This is a genomic window from Fulvivirga imtechensis AK7 (assembly GCF_000331535.1).
Taxonomy (GTDB): Bacteria; Bacteroidota; Bacteroidia; order Cytophagales; family Cyclobacteriaceae; genus Fulvivirga; species Fulvivirga imtechensis.
In genome coordinates this window covers 31,251-53,287 of sequence record NZ_AMZN01000086.1, presented here as the reverse complement: position 1 = coordinate 53,287, position 22,037 = coordinate 31,251, and the positions used below count along the sequence as shown (strand labels likewise).

The window sequence follows — 22,037 nt, the reverse complement described above, 5'->3', positions numbered from 1 at the left end:
TTTTCCGTTGGTAAAGGCATCGACCAGTGTTTTAGATACTTGTGTTTAAGCGTGTGTGCGGGTATGGCTTTGCGGCTTCACTTGAGCATCTATAATTATTTTTTCATTATTACATGAGTAACTTCAGCTAGGCATCTCAGGTGCGGAATCATGTTTTAACACGTAACTTCAATCCTTTAAATTATTTTCAACCTAAACCAGTAAAAATGAAAAATCTATTTTCAAAAACATGGTCTGTCTATGCTGTGGCTTTTTGTGTAGTTCTTTTTTCCTGTAATGAGCAGGAAGAAGTGATATCACCTGAAGTGGAAAAACCTTCAGATGAATTGATCGACTTCCTGGTGAAAACAGGCTTTGAAAAGGATAAAATAAAATTTGAAGATGGTGTATTTGTGATCGATGACGATGTATTGATCTCTAAAGAAGAGCTTCAAAAGTATGTTGATGGCAACCGTTCTGAGATCTCTGATGCCCAAACAGAACATTATCGCGGCTACTACCTGGTGAGCAACAGTTATGTGACCAACATCAAATTTTATATCGATTCGTCTGTTCCTTCATCCTGGGTAACAGCCATTCATGGCGCAGTAAACCAGTGGAATGCAGTAAATGGTACTAAACTTTATATGTCGGTGGTGTCCAACAGGAGTAATGCAAACACCGTTATCGGTACCAGTTATTCTTCGCAAAACTGGGTAGCGAGAGCCTATCTGCCCTCGTATAACGGAAGGCCCGGCCATACAATGACTATCAATACGAAGTATAATTACCTGAACAGCGGTTACAAGCTTTTCACTATTGTCCATGAAATGGGCCATATCTTTGGCTTGTATCACACAGACCAGACACAGGGGTATTTTATAAGCGGTACTCCTGCAACAGATCCTAATTCTGTGATGAATTCATACATATTGCCATGGAATGGATTTACTGCCGGTGATGTTGCCGCGGTACAGATACTTTATCCACTTTAGTGGTTGATTTTAGAATAACAAAAAGGCTCCGGAAGGGGCCTTTTTTGATGATGATGAGGGGCCATTGTCAGGCATGTCGGATTTTTACAATTTTAGCGGATAACCCGTTTCTATTTTTACATTCCAGTATAATTAGTGAAGAAAACTCTATGTGGCTTTAAGAAAACGAAGTGCCAAAAAGCGGAGTCCGTACAGTTGTAGGGATGAGCATTTTTGGGGCGAGTGTAACGCAGATATTGGCGTTTTCTTAGGGACAACAATTAATCATGATATGATCACTACCGAGACATTCAGAAAATTAGCTTTGTCCTTTCCGGGCACTATGGAGGCGCCTCATTTTGATCGGGCGGCATTTAAAGTGATCAATAAAAGGATATTTGCTACTATGCATGAGGCCAGCAGCATGGTCAATATTAAACTGTCACCTGCGGATCAGCCGGTTTATTGTTCATTTGATGATGCTGCCGTTTACCCTGTGCCTAATAAGTGGGGCCAACAGGGATGGACTACGTTCGAGCTTAAAAAAATACCTGAAGCGTTGGCGCTGGATGCTTTAAATACTGCATATAATGATGTTTTTAAAAAGAAATGATTTGTAAAATTCATGGGAGAGGTCGATATTGAGAGCCTTTTCCAATCTATTGAATCTTCATCAGAACTTTACAAACACTAATTAATCTATAAAAACAATGAGAATGAAGATTTTACAAATAGGTGCCTTTATTGGTTTACTAGACGCCATCGCAGCGTGCACAAATGCATGGTTTTCATATGGCATATTACCACACAGGGTCTGGCAATATGTAGCCAGCGGTCTGCAGGGAAAGGTTGCCTATGAGAGTGATATCCTGCCTACCATATTGGGGCTGATCATCCATTTTACAATAGCTATTACCACTACCTTTGTTTTTTATCTGCTGTACAAAAAATGGGGCCATGTTCTTCGTCCAGTCGTTGCAGCCGGTGCCATTTATGGCGTGGGCATTTGGCTGGTGATGAATTACATCGTTATTCCATTTTCCGTAATAGGAAAGTATCCTGCCGATGTATTGCAAATTACCATTGGCTTGTTGATACACATTTTTGTCATTGGCATCCCGATGGCTATTTTAGTGAAAAGACGATCCAATACAGATCTTAAGCCATCTAATTTATAGGTATAGAAATAATTATGGCTAAACGACTTTAAATGTTGCCTCCCGTATAACCCCGGAGTTAATTGAATCGTAAGTCATCAAATGCACTGAGTATTTTGGCAGCGATTCGTTGCAAACAATAAGTGCTTCATTTTTCACATCAGAAACCAACAGCTATGGATCCATTATTGCAAACAGGTGCAACGGCCCTGAGAAAGGCAGCTTTGAATGAAAAAGCGAAAGAGTTTATACTCAACAATGAAGTCGTATTCAGCACCTTTAAAAGGGCAGCCGACCGGTACATCGGTGGAGAGACTCTTGAGGAAACGATACCCAAGGTAATAAAGCAGAATGAAAATGGCCTTAAATGCTCAATCGAATTCATGGGTGAAAGTACCTATGCAGAGCAGGAGGCGAATATGGCTACTGAAGAATTTATTCGTATATGTCAGGAGATCAGGAGGCTTGGCCTTAATTCTACAGTTTCTCTCGATCTTTCACACATTGGTCTGGCTATTTCAAAAGAACTTGGTTACAAAAACCTGGAGTTGATCTGTAAGGAGGCAAAAGAAGGAGATATAGAGGTGATCATCAGCGCCGAGGATGTGCACAGAACAGATGCCATCATTGATGCCTATAAAAAAATATCCAGGGAATTTGATAATGTAGCCATTACACTTCAGGCCTACTTGTACAGAACAAAGGATGATTTTAAGGATCTGATCAATGAATCGGGGCGAATTCGAATGGTAAAAGGTGCTTTTGATGTGCCTGCAAATCTAGCCTGGCCAAGGGGCGAGCAACTGGATGAGGCTTATCTGGGATATGTGGATCAACTGCTTTCCCTCGGTCATAAGTGTTCCATAGCTACACATCACAATAAAATTCAGCAGAAAGCCAGGGAGTTGATCAGTATGCACCAGCCCGAGCGCAACACATATGAATTTGAAAGCCTCTATGGTATTCGAACTGAGCAGCTCATGGCCCTGAAAGATGAGGGCTATCCGGCTAAATTATATTTTGTCTATGGCAAAGAGTGGTATCTCTATGTATGTAACAGGATAGCAGAGTATCCATTAAATATTTTTCAGGCGTTGAATGATATAGTCGGGTAGAGTTTGAGTTTTTTTGGAATTTTGTTTTTACCATCCTTAACTTTCAGACATGAGATGAAAGAGGCTGTTCCAGGCGCCACTTTTGATGAGTCGGATATTTCACTAAAATTAAATTCATAATGTGAAACGGGGAACACAACTAAAATTCAGGCAACTGCTCATTATCACCATGGTGTGGATGGTGCTTGGGTTTGTGATCGCAGTATATGATCACCTGGTATTAAGCACTACCTTTTCTTTTGGCCCTACCGAAGAATACTCTTTTGGATTGTCTGCCATGCGCAATATGATGGGGGGATTGATAGGGGCGCTTTTGGGTGGTAGCGCCCTGGTTTTTTTCATAAATGTGAAATATCGTGATAAGCCTTACGGGTACACGATCATCACAGTAAGCTTGTTTTTCATCTTCGTGATGGTCGTTATTACCTCCGTCATGGGGGCAATCATAGTGCCTGTGCAAACAGGTAAGCCCTTGTCTGACCCTACATCCCAAGCTGCTTTAAAGGCGTTTGTCATGGATAGCTACCCGTTAAAAAATGCTCTGGTGTGGTCTATTATTGTGGCTACTACCCAACTGCTGCTCCAGGTGAGCAGTAAGTTTGGTCAGGATACTTTCTGGAATATCATCAGAGGCAAGTATAACACGCCAAAAGAGGAGCGAAGGATATTTATGTTTCTCGACCTGAACTCTTCAACTACTATAGCTGAACAATTGGGTGACGGAACTTATCATGCTCTTCTCCAGGATTTTTTCGCGGATATTACTGATCCGATTGTAAACAACAAGGGGAATATTTACCAATATGTAGGTGATGAAGTGGTAGTGGCGTGGGAGTTTAAAGAAGGGACAGAAAATGCACAATGTCTCAGGTGTTTTTTTGATATGAAACTGGGCATCATCAAAAAGAAACAAAAATACCTGGAACGCTACGGGCTTATACCTTCTTTTAAAGCCGGGATCCATTGTGGCAAAGTAGTGGCAGGAGAGGTAGGGATTATCAAAAGGGATATTACCTACTCCGGTGATGTGCTCAATACCACTTCCAGAATACAGGATTTATGCAAGGAACTTCATGTAGAGGTGCTTGCATCCACCGATTTGCTAAATGAGCTCCCCTTGGGCGATGAGTATAAAGCAGAACCTGTCGGATCCATCAGGTTGCGTGGTAAAACCAGAGAAATATCCCTTAGTACTCTTAAACCTGTGGAAGCTCATTTAGCTGTATCCTGATCTGATTATAACCACGATTGCAGAGTGATCTTAAACGAGATCTGACAAAAATTACAAAAAAACATTGTGCAAGCAGATACTTGCTTATATATTTGCAAGCAAGTACTTGCGTATTTTGAAATGGAGACAAGACGAGACGTATTTCAGGCTATTGCCGATCCTACCAGGCGCGAAATAATTAATTTGATCGCACACCGGTCACTGAACCTCAATACCATCGCGGAGAATTTTGATGTAACGCGTCAGGCGATTTCGCTACACATAAAAATCCTGACAGAATGCGGTCTGGTAAATGTGAAAAAACAGGGTAGGGAGCGGTACTGTGAAGCGCGGCTGGAAAAGCTTAATGAAGTAGCGGCCTGGGTGGATCAATATAAAGTATTCTGGAACAACAAGCTGGACGCTCTGGGAAGATTTCTGGATGAACAAAGTCAATCAGACTCAAATAAGGACCAAACCAAAAAAACTTAAGGATATGGAAAAGCACCTTGGAAAAGTAACTAAGGAAGCCGATGGCTTTCAAGTAAGATTCGAACGTATCTTCAGCCACAATATTCATACTGTCTGGGATGCTATTACTAACCCCGAAAAAATGAAGTATTGGTTTACAGATATCGAAATGGAAGCAAAACCAGGAGGGAAGCTCACCATTCGATTTAGGGATGATGCAAAAACAGCCACCTACGGGGAAATAGTCAGTATGGATCCGCCCAATAAGTTGGTGTTCACCTGGGAAGGAGAGCTGGCTGTTTGGGAGCTTTTTGCTGAAAGTGATAATAAATGCAGGCTGATCCTAACCTATAGCAGACTTGATGAACAGTATGCAGTGAATGCGCCTGCTGGTTTTCATATTTTGCTCGACCGCCTGGAAGGCCTGCTTGACGGCAGCACTGTTTTCCATCCATTTGGCACAGAGGAAAATGATCCTGAAAACTTAAAAATGCAGGAGTTGTATACTAAAGCAGTGTACAAGGATTATCCTGAGCTGGAGAAATACAAGCCCATAGTGATTGAAAGAACATACAATGCTCCCGTGCAAAAGGTATGGAGAGCCCTGACCGATAAGGATCAGATGAAGCAATGGTACTTTGATCTCGATGATTTTAAACCGGAAGTGGGATTTGAGTTTGAATTTTATGGTCAGGGGTTAAAGGGTGAGCAGTATCTGCACCTCTGCAAGGTCACTGAAGTGGAGGAAAATCGTAAGCTGACGTATAGCTGGAGCTATAAAGGCTACAAAGGTATGTCTTACGTTTCGTTTGAGCTATCAGGTGAAGGCGATAAAACAAAGTTGAGGCTTACCCACAAAGGGCTGTATACCTTCCCGGACAATCCGGATTTTGCCAAAGAAAATTTCAACTCAGGCTGGACAGAACTGATCGGTACGTTGCTGAGGGACTTTCTGGAGTCGAAGACTACTGTTGGATAACCTGGTGTATAACGTCTTCACAGCCGGTAATTACCACCTTGTTTGGATTTTTAGAGGCCATCTCAAAAGCCTACTTCTGACATCATAAGATACAGAATTTGTGCGGGTTAATATGATGCATTGGCTTTTGCGATAGTCACGATGTTTTCTACCATGGGAACCTCTTTTTTTGAGATCATTTATTAGCATCAGGGTCGACAAAATAGCAAGGTACCGGCACTTCCAAACTAAAAATTACCCGAACCGGGATTCTCATGAGCAGGTGAGGAGAAACTTGTGCTTGGGGTTCGATGTACTAAATACAGATAATGCATGCATTTTTTTAAGTTATTGAAAGCATCTTCTTCTTCTACTACCTCTGGTAAGACCCTGGCAAGTCATTCGAACTGCCGTATTTCAGTGCAATTATAGTTCATTGTCTCTGTATCCTGCTAAAATCAGCACTCACTTTCTACCAAAAAACACTGAGGTAACTTTCATTTTATTTTTGATGCAGGAAAGGATGGCAGGATTCATACCTTGAAGAACAACTACAAAAAATCAAACTACTTACATGAAGATTAACATTAACAACCTTACCTTCAAGCTTCCTATGCTTGGACTTGCTATTGCATTGAGCCATTTTCTGATTTCCTGTGACAAAGACACAGGCAAAACAGATAAAAAGGAAGATAATTATTCAGTTATTTCGCTTCAAACGGAAAGTAACTGTAGTGCCGACTGGTTTCCACACAGCCAAACACCACCACCCGCAGAAGGTGATGGTAGCCCGTTTGATACTACCAGCACTACTAACTCTATTTTTCATGAATGGTCGTGGCAGAAGTTCCTTTGGCTGACAAAGCCTATGCCTGATGGCAAGCCTTTGTTCGAAGAGGCGCTTACGCTGGTGGACAATCAACTCATTCCCGTAGAGGCTATTGACGGAATTCCATTGGTGCTGACAGACATTGGTCAGGCGGGGTCAGGAGGAGTCTTGTTGTCTAACGCCACACTTAATGGTAAATCGGATACAATATACTATGGTATTTATGTTAACGATATCTTGATGGAGGTAGCTGACTCAATGAGGGCAGTTATCCTTAATGATACCAGTTTGGTAAACAATACTGCCACCTTTCCCGTTGGTGCTTTGGAGTTGAAAACAGCCTGGGTACCGGCTAATGCTATTCCTGTTGACCAGCTCACTAATTATTACACTACCCGGGCATATATAACTCCTATAAAAGACACTGCAACGGTGGCATTGTTGGGTATGCATGTGGTGGGCGTTGTGAAGAACCACCCTGAATTTATCTGGGCAACCTTCGAACACAATAGTATGGCCAGCTACTATGACTGGACTGCAACGAAAGCTGAAGATATACCTGTAGTGTCAGCCAACAATTTGTTGTTCTTTACTCAGGGAGATACGGCTACCATTGCCAATATTACTTTCTCGGAGTCCACTATGGCGTCCGCTGAAAATGTATTCACCGTATTCCAATATGGCATTCCAAGGACAGTGGGAAACGCCATTATGCCTAACACCAGCCAGGACAGTGCCAGCAACCTGAGTAATTATAATAACATCGTGCGCCTGAATGAATGCGTAGCCGCTAATCTCACTGATGTGTGGAAAAACTATTTTTATAATGGGTCAGTTTGGATCGATACAGACGGGTTGACACATGATGAACAGGTGGCTTTAATGATCAAAGCAGGAAACACTATTGGTAGTGCTGAGAGCGGTTCAAGCACTCGTGGTTCACTGGCTGCATTTAATATTACTATGGAAACTTTTGCCCAGACTTTTGGCGTCTCGCAAATTCACAGCATGAATTCAACCCAGGTCTTTAATTGTATGAGTTGTCATACCGCGATGGCCACAGTAACTATCGGAGATACAAAGCATAAAAATAGCACGTCCCCACTTTACTTCAGTCATATTTTCAGGAGTCATATAAGTGTTAGCAGCGGTGTTGCTGTGGATGAAGTGGAGGCATTAAGACTAAAAGAGTTTTTCAATTTGCTCGAAGGGCAGGCGGCTACAAAGAAATTATAGGTAAAAATACGAATAGCCCTAACTTAACCACAGAGGGCACTGAGGAGAACAAAGATCACAGAGAATCTCTCGGTGTCCTCTATGGTTATTAAGGTTATTAATAATCAAAAAGATAGGATCTATTGGATTCCTGGAGAAAAAAGGAGTTATAAGGGTGGTTCTCGGCCAAAAACCGCGTGGGACATGCCCCTGACAGCAGCTTAAAATCTCTGATGAAATGTGATTGGTCAAAATACCCACAGTCATAAGCTACGCTTGTGAGGGTGGGTTCTTGTTGCATCAGGTATTTAAAGGTGTTCTGAAAGCGGATGATCTTGATAAACATTTTCGGACTGATGCCTACAAATTGAAGAAAAAGCTTTTGCAGGTAGCGGGCGCTAATACCACAGTCTATTAAGATGCTATTCAGGTCGCTTCTGTTTTTATGGGTAAGAATATTCTTTACAGCATGATCAATTATCTGATGTTTGGTACCTATACTATCGAGTTTGGTGATCAGAAAGCTTTCCAAAATGGCCACCTTTTTCGCCATGCCGGGTGCATTGAACACCTGGTCAGATAGTGTTAGAAAGTCGCTACCGAACAGGTCGGCAGGGTGCAACACCTCATCATTAAACACCGCCATACCTTCCTTGATAAAATAATGTGCAGTGTGAGGATAAAACCTGATACCCAGCATAGCCCGTTTCCCTTTCGATCGGATAGAAAACGGTTGGGTCATCTGTCCGATTAGCTCGACTGACGGATTGCGAACAAAATGTTTATGGTCTGTGGCGCGAAACACTGGCGCGCCCATATTAAATATTATTTCCAGGCAGCCGTCAGGAAAAGAAATATCCTCCAACTGATGACATCCATCGTCCTGAATCATCCAGAAGCAATTTATATAGGGTGCCAGCGGTTCAGACGGCAATACTTCGTGATAGACCATACATTTGTTACGAATGCTTTATGTCGCAGGTTTCCGGTAATCATTGCGGGATGAGGCTCAGGTCCGCCCTGTACCCCCAGGTTTCGCTTTTTATGTGTTTTACAGATCCCACAATATCCTGGTTTAGTGCGCTGGCCTGTGCAACGGGAAATACCTTGGTGACCAGTTCGCTTATAGACGTAAAATGCATTTTTTCGTCAAAATAAGCAGCATTTTCTCTCGGCACCATTATTAAGTATCCACTTTGCTCGCCACCTGACAACAGCTTATAGACAGTGAACCTGGGTTTTTCCTGACGCATATCCAACGCTTTTTTGAGTGATGAAATTGTTGTTTCAAATCTAGCTTCTGCTCCAGGGTGTACTACGATATCATATACCTCAATCATTTTTGAAGGGGTATGTTCTTCCAATAGTTGAGCGGTACTTAGCTCTGGCTTTAGGGTATATACCTTTCGAAATGCATTGTCAACATATGGCGCAGTTGTTTCCTGGAAATCCTGACCATCTTCGGCAGGTGCTATGCGATTATCGAAGGCTCCATGGGAGATACCGAAAGTGCCATCTATGAAGAGCCCCAACCGGTCTCCGGTTTGTACATACCACGCATACCATACAAGCGGATCGTTCTTGGCAGCATGCCAGGAAAGGTGCTTTTTATAGCCATTTTCGAAATGCTCCCGGGCATTTTCCTTTGGGTAATAGGCGAAGATATAAGCCGCATTGCCACGTACCTCAGTGTTTTGAGCTGAAATTGGGTGAACGTTAGTGAAAATAAGCGCTAGAGCCAGCATAGTCAGGTCCTTCATTGTCGTCTAAGTTTGGTATAACAACCCCAAAGTAAAATGACTATTTTTTGCTACAATTGTATAAATGCGAACAGAAGGAGAAATCTCACTACCGTAATATACGCTATCTTCATGCAGACACAGAAAGTAAATGGCTATATCTACCTATAAACTTCATTTGATTATCATACTGATCGCCTGGGGTTGTGTTCATCTGTCACTATTCCTGATATTCGGTTTTCGGGTGTTGTTCGATGCAGAGGTCTATTTAAGAGGAGCGGATTATTTAATAGCTCATGGAAAATTGGAGGATAGCCATCATATCTTTTATAGTGTTCATATCGGCATTATTGCGCTGAGCAGATTGATCTCGGCACATACGGTGGCGCCAGTGATTATCTTTCAAATTATCCTTTCCGGTTTGGCCACTATTTTACTGTACAAAAGCAGCGTAAAATTATTCAACAATCCATTGGCGGGTTTATTTTCAGCGTTGATATTTATATGCTGGGTGGACTGTATCCACTGGAATCTTACCCTTATGTCAGAATCATTGTTTTGTAGCTTGTGCCTGATCCTGATCTATGTATTAGCGGACTTTCAGGGGAGAAAGTCTGACTTCTTAAAATTAACAGGCCTTTTAGTCTTATTATTCTTTACAAGGCCTGCTTCTGTTGTAGTTATTACAGGGGTCATAGCATTTTTGATGGTTTTTTATGGGAAGCAGCTAAAAAGTCTGTCGCTAGTGAAAAAATCAACTTATGGCTTCCTGCTTTTATTTCTGTTTTTAGCTTCAGCAATATTACTTTTTCAGAAGTGGGATTTTTCAGTAGACTATTTGACCGGCAACATTGTCAGCTACATGAATATCACTAAAGGAACACCCACCTATGTGGCTGATCTGCAAATACCTTTGGAGCCTTCCAGACTACAGGAAGCAGAGAAAGTGACCGGCCATTCGTGGGGAATATTAAACATGCTGCATTTTATGTATGAGTATCCGGGACACATATTAAAAACCGGTGCTCTCAAAGTTTTTTATTTACTGTCATTCTATAGGCCCTACTATACCTGGGAACACAATGTATTTAACATGATCTGGCTAGCCGTTGTTTATGCTTGCTTTATTGTTGGTATAATCAAATCCTGCAAAAACGCCATTAAAACCAACGTTCTTGTTGTAATCTTTGTCAACTGTATGTTAATAGCCATAGCTACGGTAGATTGGGACAATCGATTTTACATTCCCATGGAGCCCGGGATTGTTCTGTTTGCAGGTTTTGGAGCAATGCACATATCCCGGTTTTTCTTATTGTTTTATAAAAATGATATCTTGAAAATTGTTTGCTAAAGATCAGGTTATGAATCAGGAACGAGGCCAGACTAATTCTTACCACCCTGATATACCACTGTTTCTCGCGCTTATTCCTTTTATTAGCGCTTTTAACTATTACCTCACCTATACTGATATCCGGCTAAGCTGGTTTTTGTTACTCACTTTTTCCATAGACACGGTTCAGGGGTATGCGGCATGGTGGGCGGTCAGGTCCATTATTATCTATCTTGATAAGAGGTGGCCTTATCAGCAAGGCGGATTGAAACGGATCGTCTTTCAAATTGGCGCTACTACGGTCATAGGGTTGTTGGTCATTAGCGTGCTGACCGAGCTGGTGAGTTGGATAGCGAAGGGTAAGCCTGCTCAGGTGAGCTTTTACACTGTGGACCTATTCATTATTAGTATTTGGTTTCTGGTGATCAATGGCATCTATATCGGGCTTTACTACTACAACGAATGGCAAAGGTCAGAATTGAAGAGAAAAGAGGAGCAACGTATTAAATATGAAGGCTTTATGGTAAAATCCGGCAAGCGTGATGTGAAAATAAGCTTCAAAGCGCTGGTGGGTTTTTATGTTGACGGTGATTATACTATTGCAGTCGATAACGAAGGCAGGAAGTATTACCTGGATGATTCACTGGATAAAATTGAACAAAAACTTCCCACAGCATTTTTCTTCAGGCTCAACCGTCAGTATATTCTTCACAGACAGCAGGTGTCAGGGTATGCACGGGCAGAAAACGGCAAACTGCGCGTTTTGCTTCATTCCAATGAACACTTTCCACCGGATATCGCTGTAAGCAGGACGAAAGCTCCACAATTTAAGAACTGGTTTCAGCCGGAGTAGGAATACACTTCACCTGTAAATTTGCTACATTTCAGCGGAAAACAGGCAGTATGAAGCCTTGAAAAGGGTCTTTTCCCCGTAATATTACCCAACATTTCTGTGAACTATGAAAAAAATATTTTTGAGTTTGCTATTGAGCCTTTTTGTGGGATTCAATATCGTAGCGCAAGGTGATACGGAGCAAAACTATCAGAATTTTCCTATTGTACTGACGCTGCAGTTTCATGCCTTCGCCATGCCTTTTCAAAGTGTATTATCCAATTTCTCTAATGTAGGGATAGGTATCGGCACAGAAGTGAGCATGAATGGGTCGCACGAATGGGTGCAACAACTAAACCTGATGTGGTATCGAAACAGGGCCATCGGTAATGGTGTAATGCTTTACACACAGGCAGCCTGGCGACCGGAGGTTGTCTCTGATGCTTATGGCGAATTAAAGCTTGGAGCCGGCTATCTGCTTTCCTTTCGGCCTGCGGAGTCGTACAAGCAGGCAAACGGCCAATGGATATCTGCCGGACGTAAAGGGAAAGGTATGCTAACAATCCCTCTTGGCGTATCCATGGGGTATAAAGGCTTTTCGAGCGATGCTTTTGTATCATCTTTCATAAGCTATCAATTTATGTTGGTGAGAGGATACAACGCGAGCATACCTCTGGTCCCCGAAACCATAGTGCAGGTAGGCACTGCAATTCAGTCTGATTAGGGCTGGCCCCGAAAGTCGAGGCAAGTCCAGGCTGAATAGTCGGTAGTTGGCAAAAAGGGTGTGAGTGATGCACTTCAGACTTCCGGCTTTGTATTTTGATCTTATATATCAATAAATAGAACATGAAAAGCATACATATATACATTTCAGGTCTTCTGGTGATCGCTAGCGCATGCTCAGCCTACCGCCATGCTCAGCCTACCGCCATGCTCAGCTTATTACGCCTTGTAAGCCTGCAGAGGGAGGCTCGCTATATTCAAGGGCGGGTAGTGTTGAGCGGGCTATTGGTGAGCTGATCAATAGCGGTGTTCCCGGGGCTGCTATAGCTGTTTACTCCGATGAGGGTTGGTGGGAGTTTGCCAGTGGTTACGCAAAAATAGAAGATAAAGTGCCTATGCAGACGTGTCACCTGCAATATTTACAAAGTGTGACCAAAACATACCTGGCTGTGGCAGTATTGAAGTTATACGAAGAAGGCCGCATTGCACTGGATAGCCCTATGACTACTTACCTTCCTGAAAAGTACAGTAGCTATATTGTCGATGCCGAAAAAGTCACGGTGCGGATGCTTTTAAACCATACTTCCGGCATTCCGGAGTATAATTTTTCACCCCATTATGTTGCATACCTGCTTCAACACCCCGATCATAAGTTTGAACCGGTGGATTATTTGAAATACATTAAAAACAAACCATTGGATTTTGCACCAGGCAGCAGGTACTCATACAGAAATACCAACTATGTGATACTGGCGCTAATAACAGATGCGCTTACGGGAGACCATGCACAGTTCATTGAAGAAACCGTTTTTAAGCGCCTCGACCTGACTAACACCTTTTATCGCAACGATGCACACTACCTGACTTACCCTACCATAGTGAATACCTACTGGGACAGGTATAGCGATGGTATTGTTGAAAATGCCTCTCGTTTGCAAAGGTCAAATGTAGCTTCTCTGGTTGGAGATGATGGCATAGTTGCCACTCCTATTGAAGCGGTGAAGTTCCTTAAAGGACTGATGGAAGGAAAACTGATCTCAAAAGCTACTCTGGAAGTAATGAAAAGCTGGACAAATGATAGTAAAGGTCAACCACGGTACGGATTAGGCCTGAGCCATGCAACCATCAACGGACATGTAGCGTATGGACATAGTGGAGGAGGTATTGGAGCTGGCTGTGAGTTGTACTATTTTCCCGGAGAGAACCTCTACATATTCATTGCCATTAATTTAGGTACGGTTACGGACAGCCCCCTGCATACAGGAGCCGGTAAAGCAAGAGAGAAAGTGTACCAGGCTTTGTTAGACTGAAGGAAAATCCACTTAGTATTTTTACAAGCACTAAGTAAGTAGAGTCTATAAGAAAACTCTAAGTGGCTTTAAGAAATCAAGTCCCAAAAAGCGGAGCTTACTGGGGTACGAGTGCATTTTTGGGACGAGCATAACGCAGACTTTGACGTTTTCTTAGAGACATAAGTAAGCAGTTAAAATGGATGTATATGAATGAGAAAAAAAGAGTGTTGGCCATTTCAGGCAGTACTAAGAAAAACTCTACAAATGAAATCATTTTGCGAAAGGCAGCAGCGTTGGCAGAGGGTGTGGTGGATGTTGAGCTTTTTGACGGAATAGACAAACTCCCTCATTTTAACCCCGACCAGGATGGTGAAACTCCGCCTGCAGTTGTTCAGAAGTTTCGCAATAGTATTGCTAAAGCGGATGGCGTCTTAATATGTACTCCCGAATATGTTTTCAGCCTTCCCGGTAGCTTAAAGAATGCCATTGAATGGACAGTTTCCACTACTGTTTTTTCTAACAAGCCCGTTGCCATCATAGTGGCTGCCGCTTCGGGAGAAAAAGCATTTGAAGCGCTTGATTTAATTATCACTACCATTGAAGGACGGATAGATGAAGGCTCAAAGCTCCTGATAAAAGGAGCCAGAGGAAAAATAGGCAGAGATGGGGAAATACAAGATGACGATACCCTCGCGCGGATCAAAAATGTGATGGGGTCGCTCATTGCAGCCATGGAAGCGGAGCATGCTATACCCACCAAATACCGACATTAAAGAATAATCCCAATGAATTTTGCCAGTATGCATTTTGAAGTGATCCGGTTGAGCAAGCGGGATGTAGCGGTTGCCCAAGAGCTTTTTCGTCTGTTTAGAGAAGTATTCGAAGTGGAGGAAACTACCCCTCCGGGTAAGGAGTACCTGTCTTCATTGCTGGCGAGGACTGATTTAGTTGTACTATGCATCCGGTATGAAGGCAACGTAGTGGGTGGTCTTACTGCTTATGAACTTCCCATGTATCAATTTGAGGGCTCTGAGATGTTTATTTATGACATAGCGATTAAGCAGGAATTCCAGCGTAGGGGTTTAGGTAAAAAATTATTACGGCAACTGGAGGTATATTGCAGGAGCAAAGGTATTCGTCAGGTGTTTGTAGATGCCAGCGCTGAAGATATACATGCTGTTGATTTCTATCGTACCTCAGGAGGAGAGGGAGAGGAGGTAGTGCAGTTTACTTTCGGGGTTTAGCTGCTATTCCAGAATTCTGACCCTTATCCCCCAATTTTCGCAGAAATACACCCCTTTGTATACTATTTAATCTCTCCTTGAAAGCTTATTACATCTAACATGTTAAAATAGTATCGGTTTAGGGTCAGATAGTCAAATCAATAGTGCTAAGATTGGACTAATTTGCATTGAAATTTAAAAACTATAAAATTTTATCCATGATGAACATTCAATGGCAGGGCGTATTTCCCGCAGTTACAACAAAATTCACGAAAGATGATCAACTCGATTTGTTGTGGTTTGATAAAAATATCAAAGCTCAGCTAGAAGCCGGAGTGGATGGCATTATACTGGGCGGTACGCTTGGTGAGGCAAGCGCTCTGACGGAAGAAGAAAAATATGAGCTGGTGCGTCACACAGTCTCTCTGGTAAAAGGGGCGGTGCCGGTAGTATTAAACATTGCAGAACAAACCACATCTGCAGCTATTAACACTGCCGAAAAAGCAAAAGAAAATGGCGCCAGCGGATTGATGATACTTCCTCCAATGCGCTATAAGGCTACCGACAAAGAAACTGTAGAATACTTTAAAGCGGTGGCGCAATCTACAGACCTGCCAATCATGATCTACAACAATCCTGTTGATTATAAAATAGAGGTTACGCTTGATATGTTCGAAGCGCTGGCCGGTGAAAGCAACATTGAAGCGGTAAAGGAATCGACTCGTGATGTAAGCAATGTTACCCGTATGATCAACCGTTTTGGCGACAGGTTTAAAATACTTTCAGGAGTAGATACCCTGGCGCTTGAAAGCCTGTTTATGGGTGCTGATGGATGGGTGGCTGGTTTGGTTTGTGCGTTTCCAAGAGAAACTGTGGCAATATATCGTTTACAAAAAGCTGGTTATCATGAAGAAGCGCTGAAGATCTATCGCTGGTTTTTGCCCTTGCTGGAATTGGATATTAATCCACAACTTGTTCAGAACATCAAACTGGCAGAGGCTGTTGTTGGTTTAGGTACCGAGGAGGTCAGGTTACCACGCATGCCTTTGGAAGGAGAGGAAAGAGCCCGTGTGATAAAAATTATCGAAGAGGCTGTCACCAGTCGCCCTGTCCTTCCCGACTATCTTAACCTGCAGAAGGAAGTCAACTTATTTTAACCATCTAAAAAAGCGAAGAAGTATGGCACTACACGGAAAGAATAGAATAGGATTTGAATTACTCGCGGCATCAGAGGAGTTTGTTCACTCTTACGACCCAAAAGCGGGGAAAGCGTTGGATAAGTTCTATCTGGCCACCGAGGATGAAGTAGCGCTGGCTCTGGATAAAGCGGCACAAGCTTTTGATAGTTATCGTTATTATTCCGGAAAAAGAAAGGCAGAGTTTCTTGAAGCTATTGCCGATGAGATATTAGCCCTTGGAGATGAACTTATTGAAACGGCTATGAAGGAGAGTGGCTTACCGGAAGGCCGTATTATCGGTGAAAGGGGGCGCACTATGGGCCAACTAAGGCTTTTTGCACAATTAGTGAGCGAAGGTTCATGGGTAGATGCTACTATAGAAACAGCACAGCCAGATCGTCAACCATTGCCAAAGCCGGACATCAGAAAAATGTTGTGTCCTGTAGGACCTGTTGTGGTCTTTGCTGCCAGTAACTTTCCATTGGCATTCTCTACAGCAGGCGGTGACACGGCTTCTGCGTTGGCAGCGGGAAACCCAGTGATCGTTAAGGCTCATATGTCTCACCTGGGCACCAATGAGTTGATTGCCGGGGCCATTAGCCAGGCGGCTGAAAAGACAGGTATGCCTGATGGGGTTTTCTCCAGTCTAAATGGCAGGGGTTCTTCTCTGGGTCAGGCCCTTGTGAAACATCCTGTAGTGAAGTCGGTAGGCTTTACGGGCTCATTTAACGGGGGAATGGCGCTGTATCGCGCAGCAGCGCAACGAGAGGAGCCCATTCCGGTATTTGCTGAAATGGGTAGCGTCAATCCTGTTGTGCTTCTCCCCGGAAAGCTGAAAAAAGTGGCAGAGGAAGTAGCAAAACAATATGCGGGATCGATCACTCTGGGTGTGGGACAGTTTTGTACCAACCCAGGTCTCATTCTTGGTATAGCAGGGGACGAAATGGATACATTTATTCGGGTGTTAGGAAAAGAAATACAAGCAATAGCACCTGCTACTATGCTGAATGAAGCAATACATAAAAGTTATCAGGAAGGTAAAAAGAAGATGTTGGAGCAGAAAGGTGTACAACTGGCGGGAGCCGCTAAAGATGAAGAAGGTAATTTCTTAGGTGTACCTACAGTAGCTCGTGTGTCAGGCGCTGATTTCCTTTCCAATCCGGGTTTGCATGAAGAGGTTTTCGGGCCGTTTTCCCTGGTGGTCACTTGTTCAGGCAAAGAGGAGTTACGAGAGGTTATTCTCAGTGTTAAGGGGCAATTGACCTCTACTATAATGGCCGAAGAGAACGAATTGAGCGATTATCAGGAAATTGTTTACGCTGCGGCCAATATTGCCGGGCGTGTGATCTTTAACGGAGTACCGACTGGCGTAGAGGTGTGTCATGCAATGCAACATGGCGGTCCTTTCCCGGCATCTACCGATGGCAGGTTTACCTCGGTAGGTACAGATGCTATCAGACGTTTTGCCAGACCGCTGGCTTATCAGGGCTTTCCTGAAGATGCCCTACCTGACGAACTAAAAAGCAACAACCCGCTGGGTATCTGGAGAAAAGTAAATGGTGAACTGACAAGGGAGGCGGTAGCCGGTGAGGTTTATATCTAACAACGAAATTTCACGTGTCCTTCGTTTTAAGGGGTTGATGGACAGGCTTCAGGGTGCGTTCGCGCACTCTGAGGTCAAATTTCCAATGCGACATCACCACGATTATGCCAATCCGGGTAAAGAACGGGAATCTACCTTGCTGCTGATGCCTGCCTGGATAGAAGGACAATATCTGGGGGTGAAAATGGTTACTGTGTCACCATACAATGGTGAGCATGCACTACCCTCAATACAAGGCCTGTACATTTTAAATAATGCCGTTACAGGCCAAACGGAGCTAATACTGGACGCCAAAGAACTAACTGTAAGAAGGACGGCTGCTACTTCCGCACTTGCCTCTAAGTTCCTGTCAAGGGAAGATAGCGGTTCCCTTCTTATGGTTGGTACCGGCGCTCTTGCACCCCATCTAATCGAAGCTCATGCCACAGCACGACCGATTGAAAAAGTATATGTGTGGGGGCGCAGCATTGACAATGCAGAGAAAATCTGTCAATCAGAGCATCTGTCTCACCTTTCCTGCGAGCCGGTTGACTCTATGGAAGAAGTGATTGGAAATGTAGATATTATCAGTTGTGCTACACTGAGTCCAACACCACTGATCAATGGAAAATGGCTGCAATCTGGCCAGCACCTAGACCTTGTAGGGGCCTATCGGCCTGATATGCGCGAGGCCGATGACGAAGTGATTCGGAGGTGTGATCTGTTTGTAGACACTTATCAGGGGGCGCTGAAAGAAACCGGCGACCTGGTGATACCGATATCGGCAGGTCTTATCGGAAGGGCTGATATTAAAGCAGAATTAAGGGAACTGTGCAGCGATGAGCTACCGGGAAGAACTTCAGAACAGCAAATAACATGTTTTAAATCGGTGGGCCACGCTTTGGAAGACCTGGTGGCCGCCATATTGGTTAAAGAAAATATAGATGGCTAAGAAAACATTCTTTTGCATTGATGCACATACTTGCGGCAATCCGGTTAGGGTTGTAGCAGGAGGAGGCCCTACTTTGGTAGGTGCCACAATGAGTGATAAAAGGCAGCATTTTCTCCGGGAATATGACTGGGTGAGGAAAAGCCTCATGTTCGAGCCGAGGGGGCATGATATGATGTCGGGGAGTATCTTGTACCCTTCGGCTGACCCGGAAAATGATGTGGCGGTGCTTTTCATAGAAACTTCAGGGTGCTTGCCGATGTGTGGTCATGGCACCATTGGCACAGTGACTATTGCTATTGAAGAGGGATTGGTAACACCAAAAGTCCCAGGACAGCTCAGGCTGGAGACCCCGGCAGGGCTGGTGAAAATAGTTTATGTTCAGGAAGGTAAAAAGGTGAAGTCGGTAAAACTGACCAATGTGCCCGCATTTTTGGCGGCAGAAGGCATTACAACGGAATGCCCGGGCTTGGGTAAGCTTGTTGTTGATGTGGCCTATGGTGGTAATTTCTATGCCATTGTTGATCCCCAGCAAAACTTCAAAGGCGTACAGGCTTATTCTGCTGAGCAATTGATACAGTGGAGCAGGAAATTAAGAGAAAATATCAATCAAAATAACGAATTTGTACATCCGGAAAACCCGACTATTTCAGGGCTGAGCCATATCCTCTGGACCGGAGATACTATCTCCCCGGATTCTACGGCAAGAAATGCTGTGTTCTATGGAGACAAAGCCATTGATCGCTCCCCTTGTGGTACCGGCACTTCAGCACGTATGGCACAATGGCATGCCAAAGGTAAACTGAGGAAAGGGGAAAAATTTATCCACGAAAGTATCATCGGCTCTAAATTTATAGGAAGAATAGAAGATGAGGTGAAGCTTGCCGACAAAAAGGCGATCATTCCAAGCGTGGAAGGTTGGGCCATGGTAACGGGCTACAATACTATAATTGTAGACGATGATGATCCTTATGCTCATGGCTTTCAGGTGATATGATAAAAATAGCTAAGAATTCTTTGTGACCTCTGAGATGTTGTCAGCGGTCTCCGTGGTAAAAAATAAGTAATAAATGAAAAAAGTAGCCATCATTGGTGGTGGGATAGTAGGGTTGAGTTCAGCCTATTATCTTTCTCAGGCGGGGTTTGAAGTTACCGTTATCAGTGACGATGACAAAAAGGAGGGATGCTCTTACGGAAATGCAGGAATGATCGTTCCGAGCCATTTTATTCCTCTGGCTGCTCCTGGAATTATTTCCCAGGGATTGCGGTGGATGCTTCGTTCGGATAGCCCTTTTTACATCAAGCCGAGGTTTGACAAAAACCTGGTATCCTGGGGGTGGAAGTTCTATAAAGCCGCCACCGCTGCCAACGTGCAAAAGGCGATGCCATTATTGAAAGCCTTAAACACGTCTAGTCGTGAGTTATATGTGCAACTGGCAGAAGAGGAGGGATTGAACTTTTCATTATGCACCAAAGGGCTATTTACGTTGTGTAAAACCCGGCACGCCCTCCAGGAGGAGGCCCAAATTGCAGTAAAAGCGAAGCAAATGGGCATGAAAGCAGAGATACTCACTCCAAAGGAATTAATGGCCATGGATCCGGGTGTGGAATTTGATGTGGAGGGAGGCGTATACTGGCCGCTGGACGCATTTATGGTACCAGGGCGCTTTATGGCTGAAATGCAGAACTTGCTTAGCGGCAGAGGAGTGAAGTTCGCTGCCGGGCAGATTAAAAGTATAACAGTGAAAGGCAGCAAGATCGCAGGGTTAAATACAGACTCCGCCACTGTCGTAGCCGATGAATATATAGTTGCAGCAGGAGCCTGGTCTTCCGGATTGCTCAGGAACCTAAAGGTGAACATTCCGCTACAGGGTGGAAAAGGCTACAGTGTAGAGGTGAACACGCCTCCTGTAAAACCGGAGATATGCTCATTGTTAGCAGAGGCTCGTGTGTCAGTGACCCCAATGGATGGGGCAGTACGCTTCGGAGGCACTATGGAACTCAATGGTACCGATCGGAGTATTAATCTGAATCGGGTTGGGGGTATCTTTAAATCTATTCCAGGTTACTATCCACAATTCAAAGACACTGATTTCACTGCATCAAAGGTTTGGGTTGGCCTCCGACCCTGCTCCCCGGATGGACTGCCTTATATCGGGCGGTTTAAACACTATGACAACCTCATTGCTGCTACCGGCCATTCTATGATGGGCATGAGCCTCGGGCCTATTACAGGCAAGCTGGTGAGCCAGGTGGTCAGTGGAAAGAAAACGGAGGTCGATATATCATTGCTGAACCCGGACAGGTATTTATAAGTCGGACGACCGAAGATCGAAGTCGGAAGTCAGATAAATTCCTATTGGATTTTGAGAAGCCCTTTTTACAGGATCCCCGGCACATGAGAGCCAATGCTATTATTAAGAAACATCATCCCCGAGGAATGAAGCACCTTACCTAATGTAGAAAAAGTGTCTTGGTAACGTGCCTTCAAAATCGGTATGGCAATTCTTTTTATTGAATCAGTCCTTAACTCAGAGCATTGTAACTGGGCCGGGTGACATTTTTTTTAATTTTTTTGATCAATCATTTAAATTACTCTTTAACATGCAAGTTCTATTTTGTCAACCTGAGGAATTATTGTTAATTGCCAACTTGACCAAAACTTATTTTATAAATGAATCCGGTACTTAACAAAAATCTGTTCCTGGTAAAGGAGCATGTGGGCATGTTTAAAGCTGCCAATAACTATGACATCTATGATCCTGAAACGCAGGATGTTATTATGCACTGTCGCGAAGAGAGACTTGGTTTTTTTACCAAAATGTTGCGCTTCACCGACTATAAACGCATGACTCCCTTTCATGTTGAAATAAAAACACCATCCGGTGAAAAGGTGCTGTCGGTAAAACGTGGTGTGTCTTTTTTTCTCTCATCTGTAGAAGTATTCGATGGCAATGAAAAACTAATTGGCAAATTCAAACAGAAGTTTTTCTCTATCGGCGGGAAATTCAATGTACTGGATGCCAATGAAACACATTTGTGTACGCTCAAAGGCAAGTGGACGAGTTGGGATTTTAAATTCGTAAAAGATGATATCGAGATGGCACACGTGAGTAAAAAGTGGGCTGGTTTCGGAAAAGAGCTATTTACTACCGCAGATAATTACATGCTCAAGATCGATGATCAGATACCCGCTGATAATGGTATAAGGATACTTATTATGGCTGCGGTGATGTGTATTGATATGGTGCTAAAAGAGTAGGGCGGGGCGCGGAGAGCTG

Annotated in this window: 22 protein-coding genes; 20 read left to right on the top strand and 2 right to left on the bottom strand. The window is 43.6% G+C overall.

Annotated features, from left to right (window positions below; genetic code table 11):
* Positions 1-206 precede the first annotated feature (206 nt).
* From C900_RS22985 to C900_RS22950, 8 genes are all read left to right on the top strand, one after another.
* Entirely contained in the window at positions 207-974 is a 768-nt protein-coding gene (locus C900_RS22985; RefSeq protein ID WP_009582677.1) for a M57 family metalloprotease, read from the top strand.
* A 271-nt stretch (positions 975-1,245) separates the two neighbouring features.
* Positions 1,246-1,566, top strand: a complete 321-nt coding sequence (locus C900_RS22980; RefSeq protein ID WP_009582676.1) for an MmcQ/YjbR family DNA-binding protein — start codon at positions 1,246-1,248, stop codon at positions 1,564-1,566.
* 103 nt (positions 1,567-1,669) lie between these two features.
* Positions 1,670-2,131: a hypothetical protein gene (locus tag C900_RS22975; RefSeq protein WP_009582675.1), complete on the top strand. Its 462-nt coding sequence runs from the start codon at positions 1,670-1,672 to the stop codon at positions 2,129-2,131.
* A 155-nt stretch (positions 2,132-2,286) separates the two neighbouring features.
* Positions 2,287-3,225: a proline dehydrogenase family protein gene (locus C900_RS22970; RefSeq protein ID WP_009582674.1), complete on the top strand. Its 939-nt coding sequence runs from the start codon at positions 2,287-2,289 to the stop codon at positions 3,223-3,225.
* Between the two features lie 121 nt (positions 3,226-3,346).
* Positions 3,347-4,456, top strand: a complete 1,110-nt coding sequence (locus tag C900_RS22965; protein WP_009582673.1) for an adenylate/guanylate cyclase domain-containing protein — start codon at positions 3,347-3,349, stop codon at positions 4,454-4,456.
* A 120-nt stretch (positions 4,457-4,576) separates the two neighbouring features.
* The gene (locus C900_RS22960; protein ID WP_009582672.1) at positions 4,577-4,927 is read left to right on the top strand and encodes an ArsR/SmtB family transcription factor; all 351 of its coding nucleotides are present in this window, start codon (positions 4,577-4,579) and stop codon (positions 4,925-4,927) included.
* 4 nt (positions 4,928-4,931) lie between these two features.
* The gene (locus C900_RS29490; RefSeq protein WP_185113992.1) at positions 4,932-5,885 is read left to right on the top strand and encodes an SRPBCC domain-containing protein; all 954 of its coding nucleotides are present in this window, start codon (positions 4,932-4,934) and stop codon (positions 5,883-5,885) included.
* Between the two features lie 553 nt (positions 5,886-6,438).
* Positions 6,439-7,929: a hypothetical protein gene (locus C900_RS22950; RefSeq protein WP_009582670.1), complete on the top strand. Its 1,491-nt coding sequence runs from the start codon at positions 6,439-6,441 to the stop codon at positions 7,927-7,929.
* Between the two features lie 97 nt (positions 7,930-8,026).
* Here the strand turns inward: C900_RS22950 and C900_RS22945 are convergent, their stop codons facing one another.
* Together C900_RS22945 and C900_RS22940 are read right to left on the bottom strand one after the other, a co-directional pair.
* Entirely contained in the window at positions 8,027-8,860 is an 834-nt protein-coding gene (locus C900_RS22945; RefSeq protein ID WP_040497366.1) for a DUF6597 domain-containing transcriptional factor, read from the bottom strand.
* Between the two features lie 40 nt (positions 8,861-8,900).
* The gene (locus C900_RS22940) at positions 8,901-9,668 is read right to left on the bottom strand and encodes a hypothetical protein (RefSeq protein ID WP_009582668.1); all 768 of its coding nucleotides are present in this window, start codon (positions 9,666-9,668) and stop codon (positions 8,901-8,903) included.
* A gap of 130 nt (positions 9,669-9,798) precedes the next feature.
* Here C900_RS22940 and C900_RS22935 point away from each other — a divergent pair, with 130 nt between their 5' ends.
* From C900_RS22935 to C900_RS22880, 12 genes are all read left to right on the top strand, one after another.
* The gene (locus C900_RS22935) at positions 9,799-10,998 is read left to right on the top strand and encodes a hypothetical protein (RefSeq protein ID WP_009582667.1); all 1,200 of its coding nucleotides are present in this window, start codon (positions 9,799-9,801) and stop codon (positions 10,996-10,998) included.
* 10 nt (positions 10,999-11,008) lie between these two features.
* Positions 11,009-11,830, top strand: a complete 822-nt coding sequence (locus C900_RS22930) for a LytR/AlgR family response regulator transcription factor (protein WP_009582666.1) — start codon at positions 11,009-11,011, stop codon at positions 11,828-11,830.
* A gap of 106 nt (positions 11,831-11,936) precedes the next feature.
* Positions 11,937-12,533, top strand: coding sequence for a hypothetical protein (locus tag C900_RS22925; protein WP_009582665.1), 597 nt, complete (start codon positions 11,937-11,939; stop codon positions 12,531-12,533).
* Positions 12,534-12,705: 172 nt separating this feature from the next.
* Positions 12,706-13,842, top strand: coding sequence for a serine hydrolase domain-containing protein (locus C900_RS22920; protein ID WP_009582664.1), 1,137 nt, complete (start codon positions 12,706-12,708; stop codon positions 13,840-13,842).
* Positions 13,843-14,030: 188 nt separating this feature from the next.
* Positions 14,031-14,597 (top strand): NADPH-dependent FMN reductase, encoded by a 567-nt coding sequence (locus tag C900_RS22915; protein WP_157494147.1) that lies wholly within the window; start codon positions 14,031-14,033, stop codon positions 14,595-14,597.
* Positions 14,598-14,609: 12 nt separating this feature from the next.
* Positions 14,610-15,068: a GNAT family N-acetyltransferase gene (locus tag C900_RS22910; protein WP_009582662.1), complete on the top strand. Its 459-nt coding sequence runs from the start codon at positions 14,610-14,612 to the stop codon at positions 15,066-15,068.
* 197 nt (positions 15,069-15,265) lie between these two features.
* On the top strand, positions 15,266-16,204 hold the full coding sequence (locus tag C900_RS22905) for a dihydrodipicolinate synthase family protein (protein WP_009582661.1): 939 nt from the start codon (positions 15,266-15,268) through the stop codon (positions 16,202-16,204).
* Positions 16,205-16,226: 22 nt separating this feature from the next.
* Complete coding sequence (locus tag C900_RS22900; protein WP_009582660.1) at positions 16,227-17,828, top strand: aldehyde dehydrogenase (NADP(+)); 1,602 nt, start codon at positions 16,227-16,229, stop codon at positions 17,826-17,828.
* A gap of 37 nt (positions 17,829-17,865) precedes the next feature.
* Positions 17,866-18,759 carry a bifunctional Delta(1)-pyrroline-2-carboxylate/Delta(1)-piperideine-2-carboxylate reductase gene (gene lhpI, locus C900_RS22895; RefSeq protein WP_245558475.1) on the top strand — a complete coding sequence of 298 codons (894 nt, stop codon included), beginning with the start codon at positions 17,866-17,868 and terminating at the stop codon, positions 18,757-18,759.
* Positions 18,752-19,753, top strand: coding sequence for a 4-hydroxyproline epimerase (locus C900_RS22890; protein ID WP_009582658.1), 1,002 nt, complete (start codon positions 18,752-18,754; stop codon positions 19,751-19,753). Before lhpI ends, C900_RS22890 begins: the two co-directional genes overlap by 8 nt.
* Positions 19,754-19,826: 73 nt before the next feature.
* Positions 19,827-21,071 (top strand): NAD(P)/FAD-dependent oxidoreductase, encoded by a 1,245-nt coding sequence (locus C900_RS22885; RefSeq protein ID WP_009582657.1) that lies wholly within the window; start codon positions 19,827-19,829, stop codon positions 21,069-21,071.
* A gap of 359 nt (positions 21,072-21,430) precedes the next feature.
* Complete coding sequence (locus C900_RS22880; protein WP_009582656.1) at positions 21,431-22,018, top strand: LURP-one-related family protein; 588 nt, start codon at positions 21,431-21,433, stop codon at positions 22,016-22,018.
* The last annotated feature ends 19 nt before the right edge of the window (positions 22,019-22,037 follow it).

Bases quoted from the DNA above. Each gene is read 5' to 3' on its own strand.
- C900_RS22985 (WP_009582677.1), top strand. From the start codon at position 207: ATGAAAAATCTATTTTCAAAAACATGGTCTGTCTATGCTGTGGCTTTT.
- C900_RS22980 (WP_009582676.1), top strand. From the start codon at position 1,246: ATGATCACTACCGAGACATTCAGAAAATTAGCTTTGTCCTTTCCGGGC.
- C900_RS22975 (WP_009582675.1), top strand. From the start codon at position 1,670: ATGAAGATTTTACAAATAGGTGCCTTTATTGGTTTACTAGACGCCATC.
- C900_RS22970 (WP_009582674.1), top strand. From the start codon at position 2,287: ATGGATCCATTATTGCAAACAGGTGCAACGGCCCTGAGAAAGGCAGCT.
- C900_RS22960 (WP_009582672.1), top strand. From the start codon at position 4,577: ATGGAGACAAGACGAGACGTATTTCAGGCTATTGCCGATCCTACCAGG.
- C900_RS29490 (WP_185113992.1), top strand. From the start codon at position 4,932: ATGGAAAAGCACCTTGGAAAAGTAACTAAGGAAGCCGATGGCTTTCAA.
- C900_RS22950 (WP_009582670.1), top strand. From the start codon at position 6,439: ATGAAGATTAACATTAACAACCTTACCTTCAAGCTTCCTATGCTTGGA.
- C900_RS22945 (WP_040497366.1), bottom strand. From the start codon at position 8,860: ATGGTCTATCACGAAGTATTGCCGTCTGAACCGCTGGCACCCTATATA.
- C900_RS22940 (WP_009582668.1), bottom strand. From the start codon at position 9,668: ATGAAGGACCTGACTATGCTGGCTCTAGCGCTTATTTTCACTAACGTT.
- C900_RS22935 (WP_009582667.1), top strand. From the start codon at position 9,799: ATGGCTATATCTACCTATAAACTTCATTTGATTATCATACTGATCGCC.
- C900_RS22930 (WP_009582666.1), top strand. From the start codon at position 11,009: ATGAATCAGGAACGAGGCCAGACTAATTCTTACCACCCTGATATACCA.
- C900_RS22925 (WP_009582665.1), top strand. From the start codon at position 11,937: ATGAAAAAAATATTTTTGAGTTTGCTATTGAGCCTTTTTGTGGGATTC.
- C900_RS22920 (WP_009582664.1), top strand. From the start codon at position 12,706: ATGCTCAGCCTACCGCCATGCTCAGCCTACCGCCATGCTCAGCTTATT.
- C900_RS22915 (WP_157494147.1), top strand. From the start codon at position 14,031: ATGAATGAGAAAAAAAGAGTGTTGGCCATTTCAGGCAGTACTAAGAAA.
- C900_RS22910 (WP_009582662.1), top strand. From the start codon at position 14,610: ATGAATTTTGCCAGTATGCATTTTGAAGTGATCCGGTTGAGCAAGCGG.
- C900_RS22905 (WP_009582661.1), top strand. From the start codon at position 15,266: ATGATGAACATTCAATGGCAGGGCGTATTTCCCGCAGTTACAACAAAA.
- C900_RS22900 (WP_009582660.1), top strand. From the start codon at position 16,227: ATGGCACTACACGGAAAGAATAGAATAGGATTTGAATTACTCGCGGCA.
- lhpI (WP_245558475.1), top strand. From the start codon at position 17,866: ATGGACAGGCTTCAGGGTGCGTTCGCGCACTCTGAGGTCAAATTTCCA.
- C900_RS22890 (WP_009582658.1), top strand. From the start codon at position 18,752: ATGGCTAAGAAAACATTCTTTTGCATTGATGCACATACTTGCGGCAAT.
- C900_RS22885 (WP_009582657.1), top strand. From the start codon at position 19,827: ATGAAAAAAGTAGCCATCATTGGTGGTGGGATAGTAGGGTTGAGTTCA.
- C900_RS22880 (WP_009582656.1), top strand. From the start codon at position 21,431: ATGAATCCGGTACTTAACAAAAATCTGTTCCTGGTAAAGGAGCATGTG.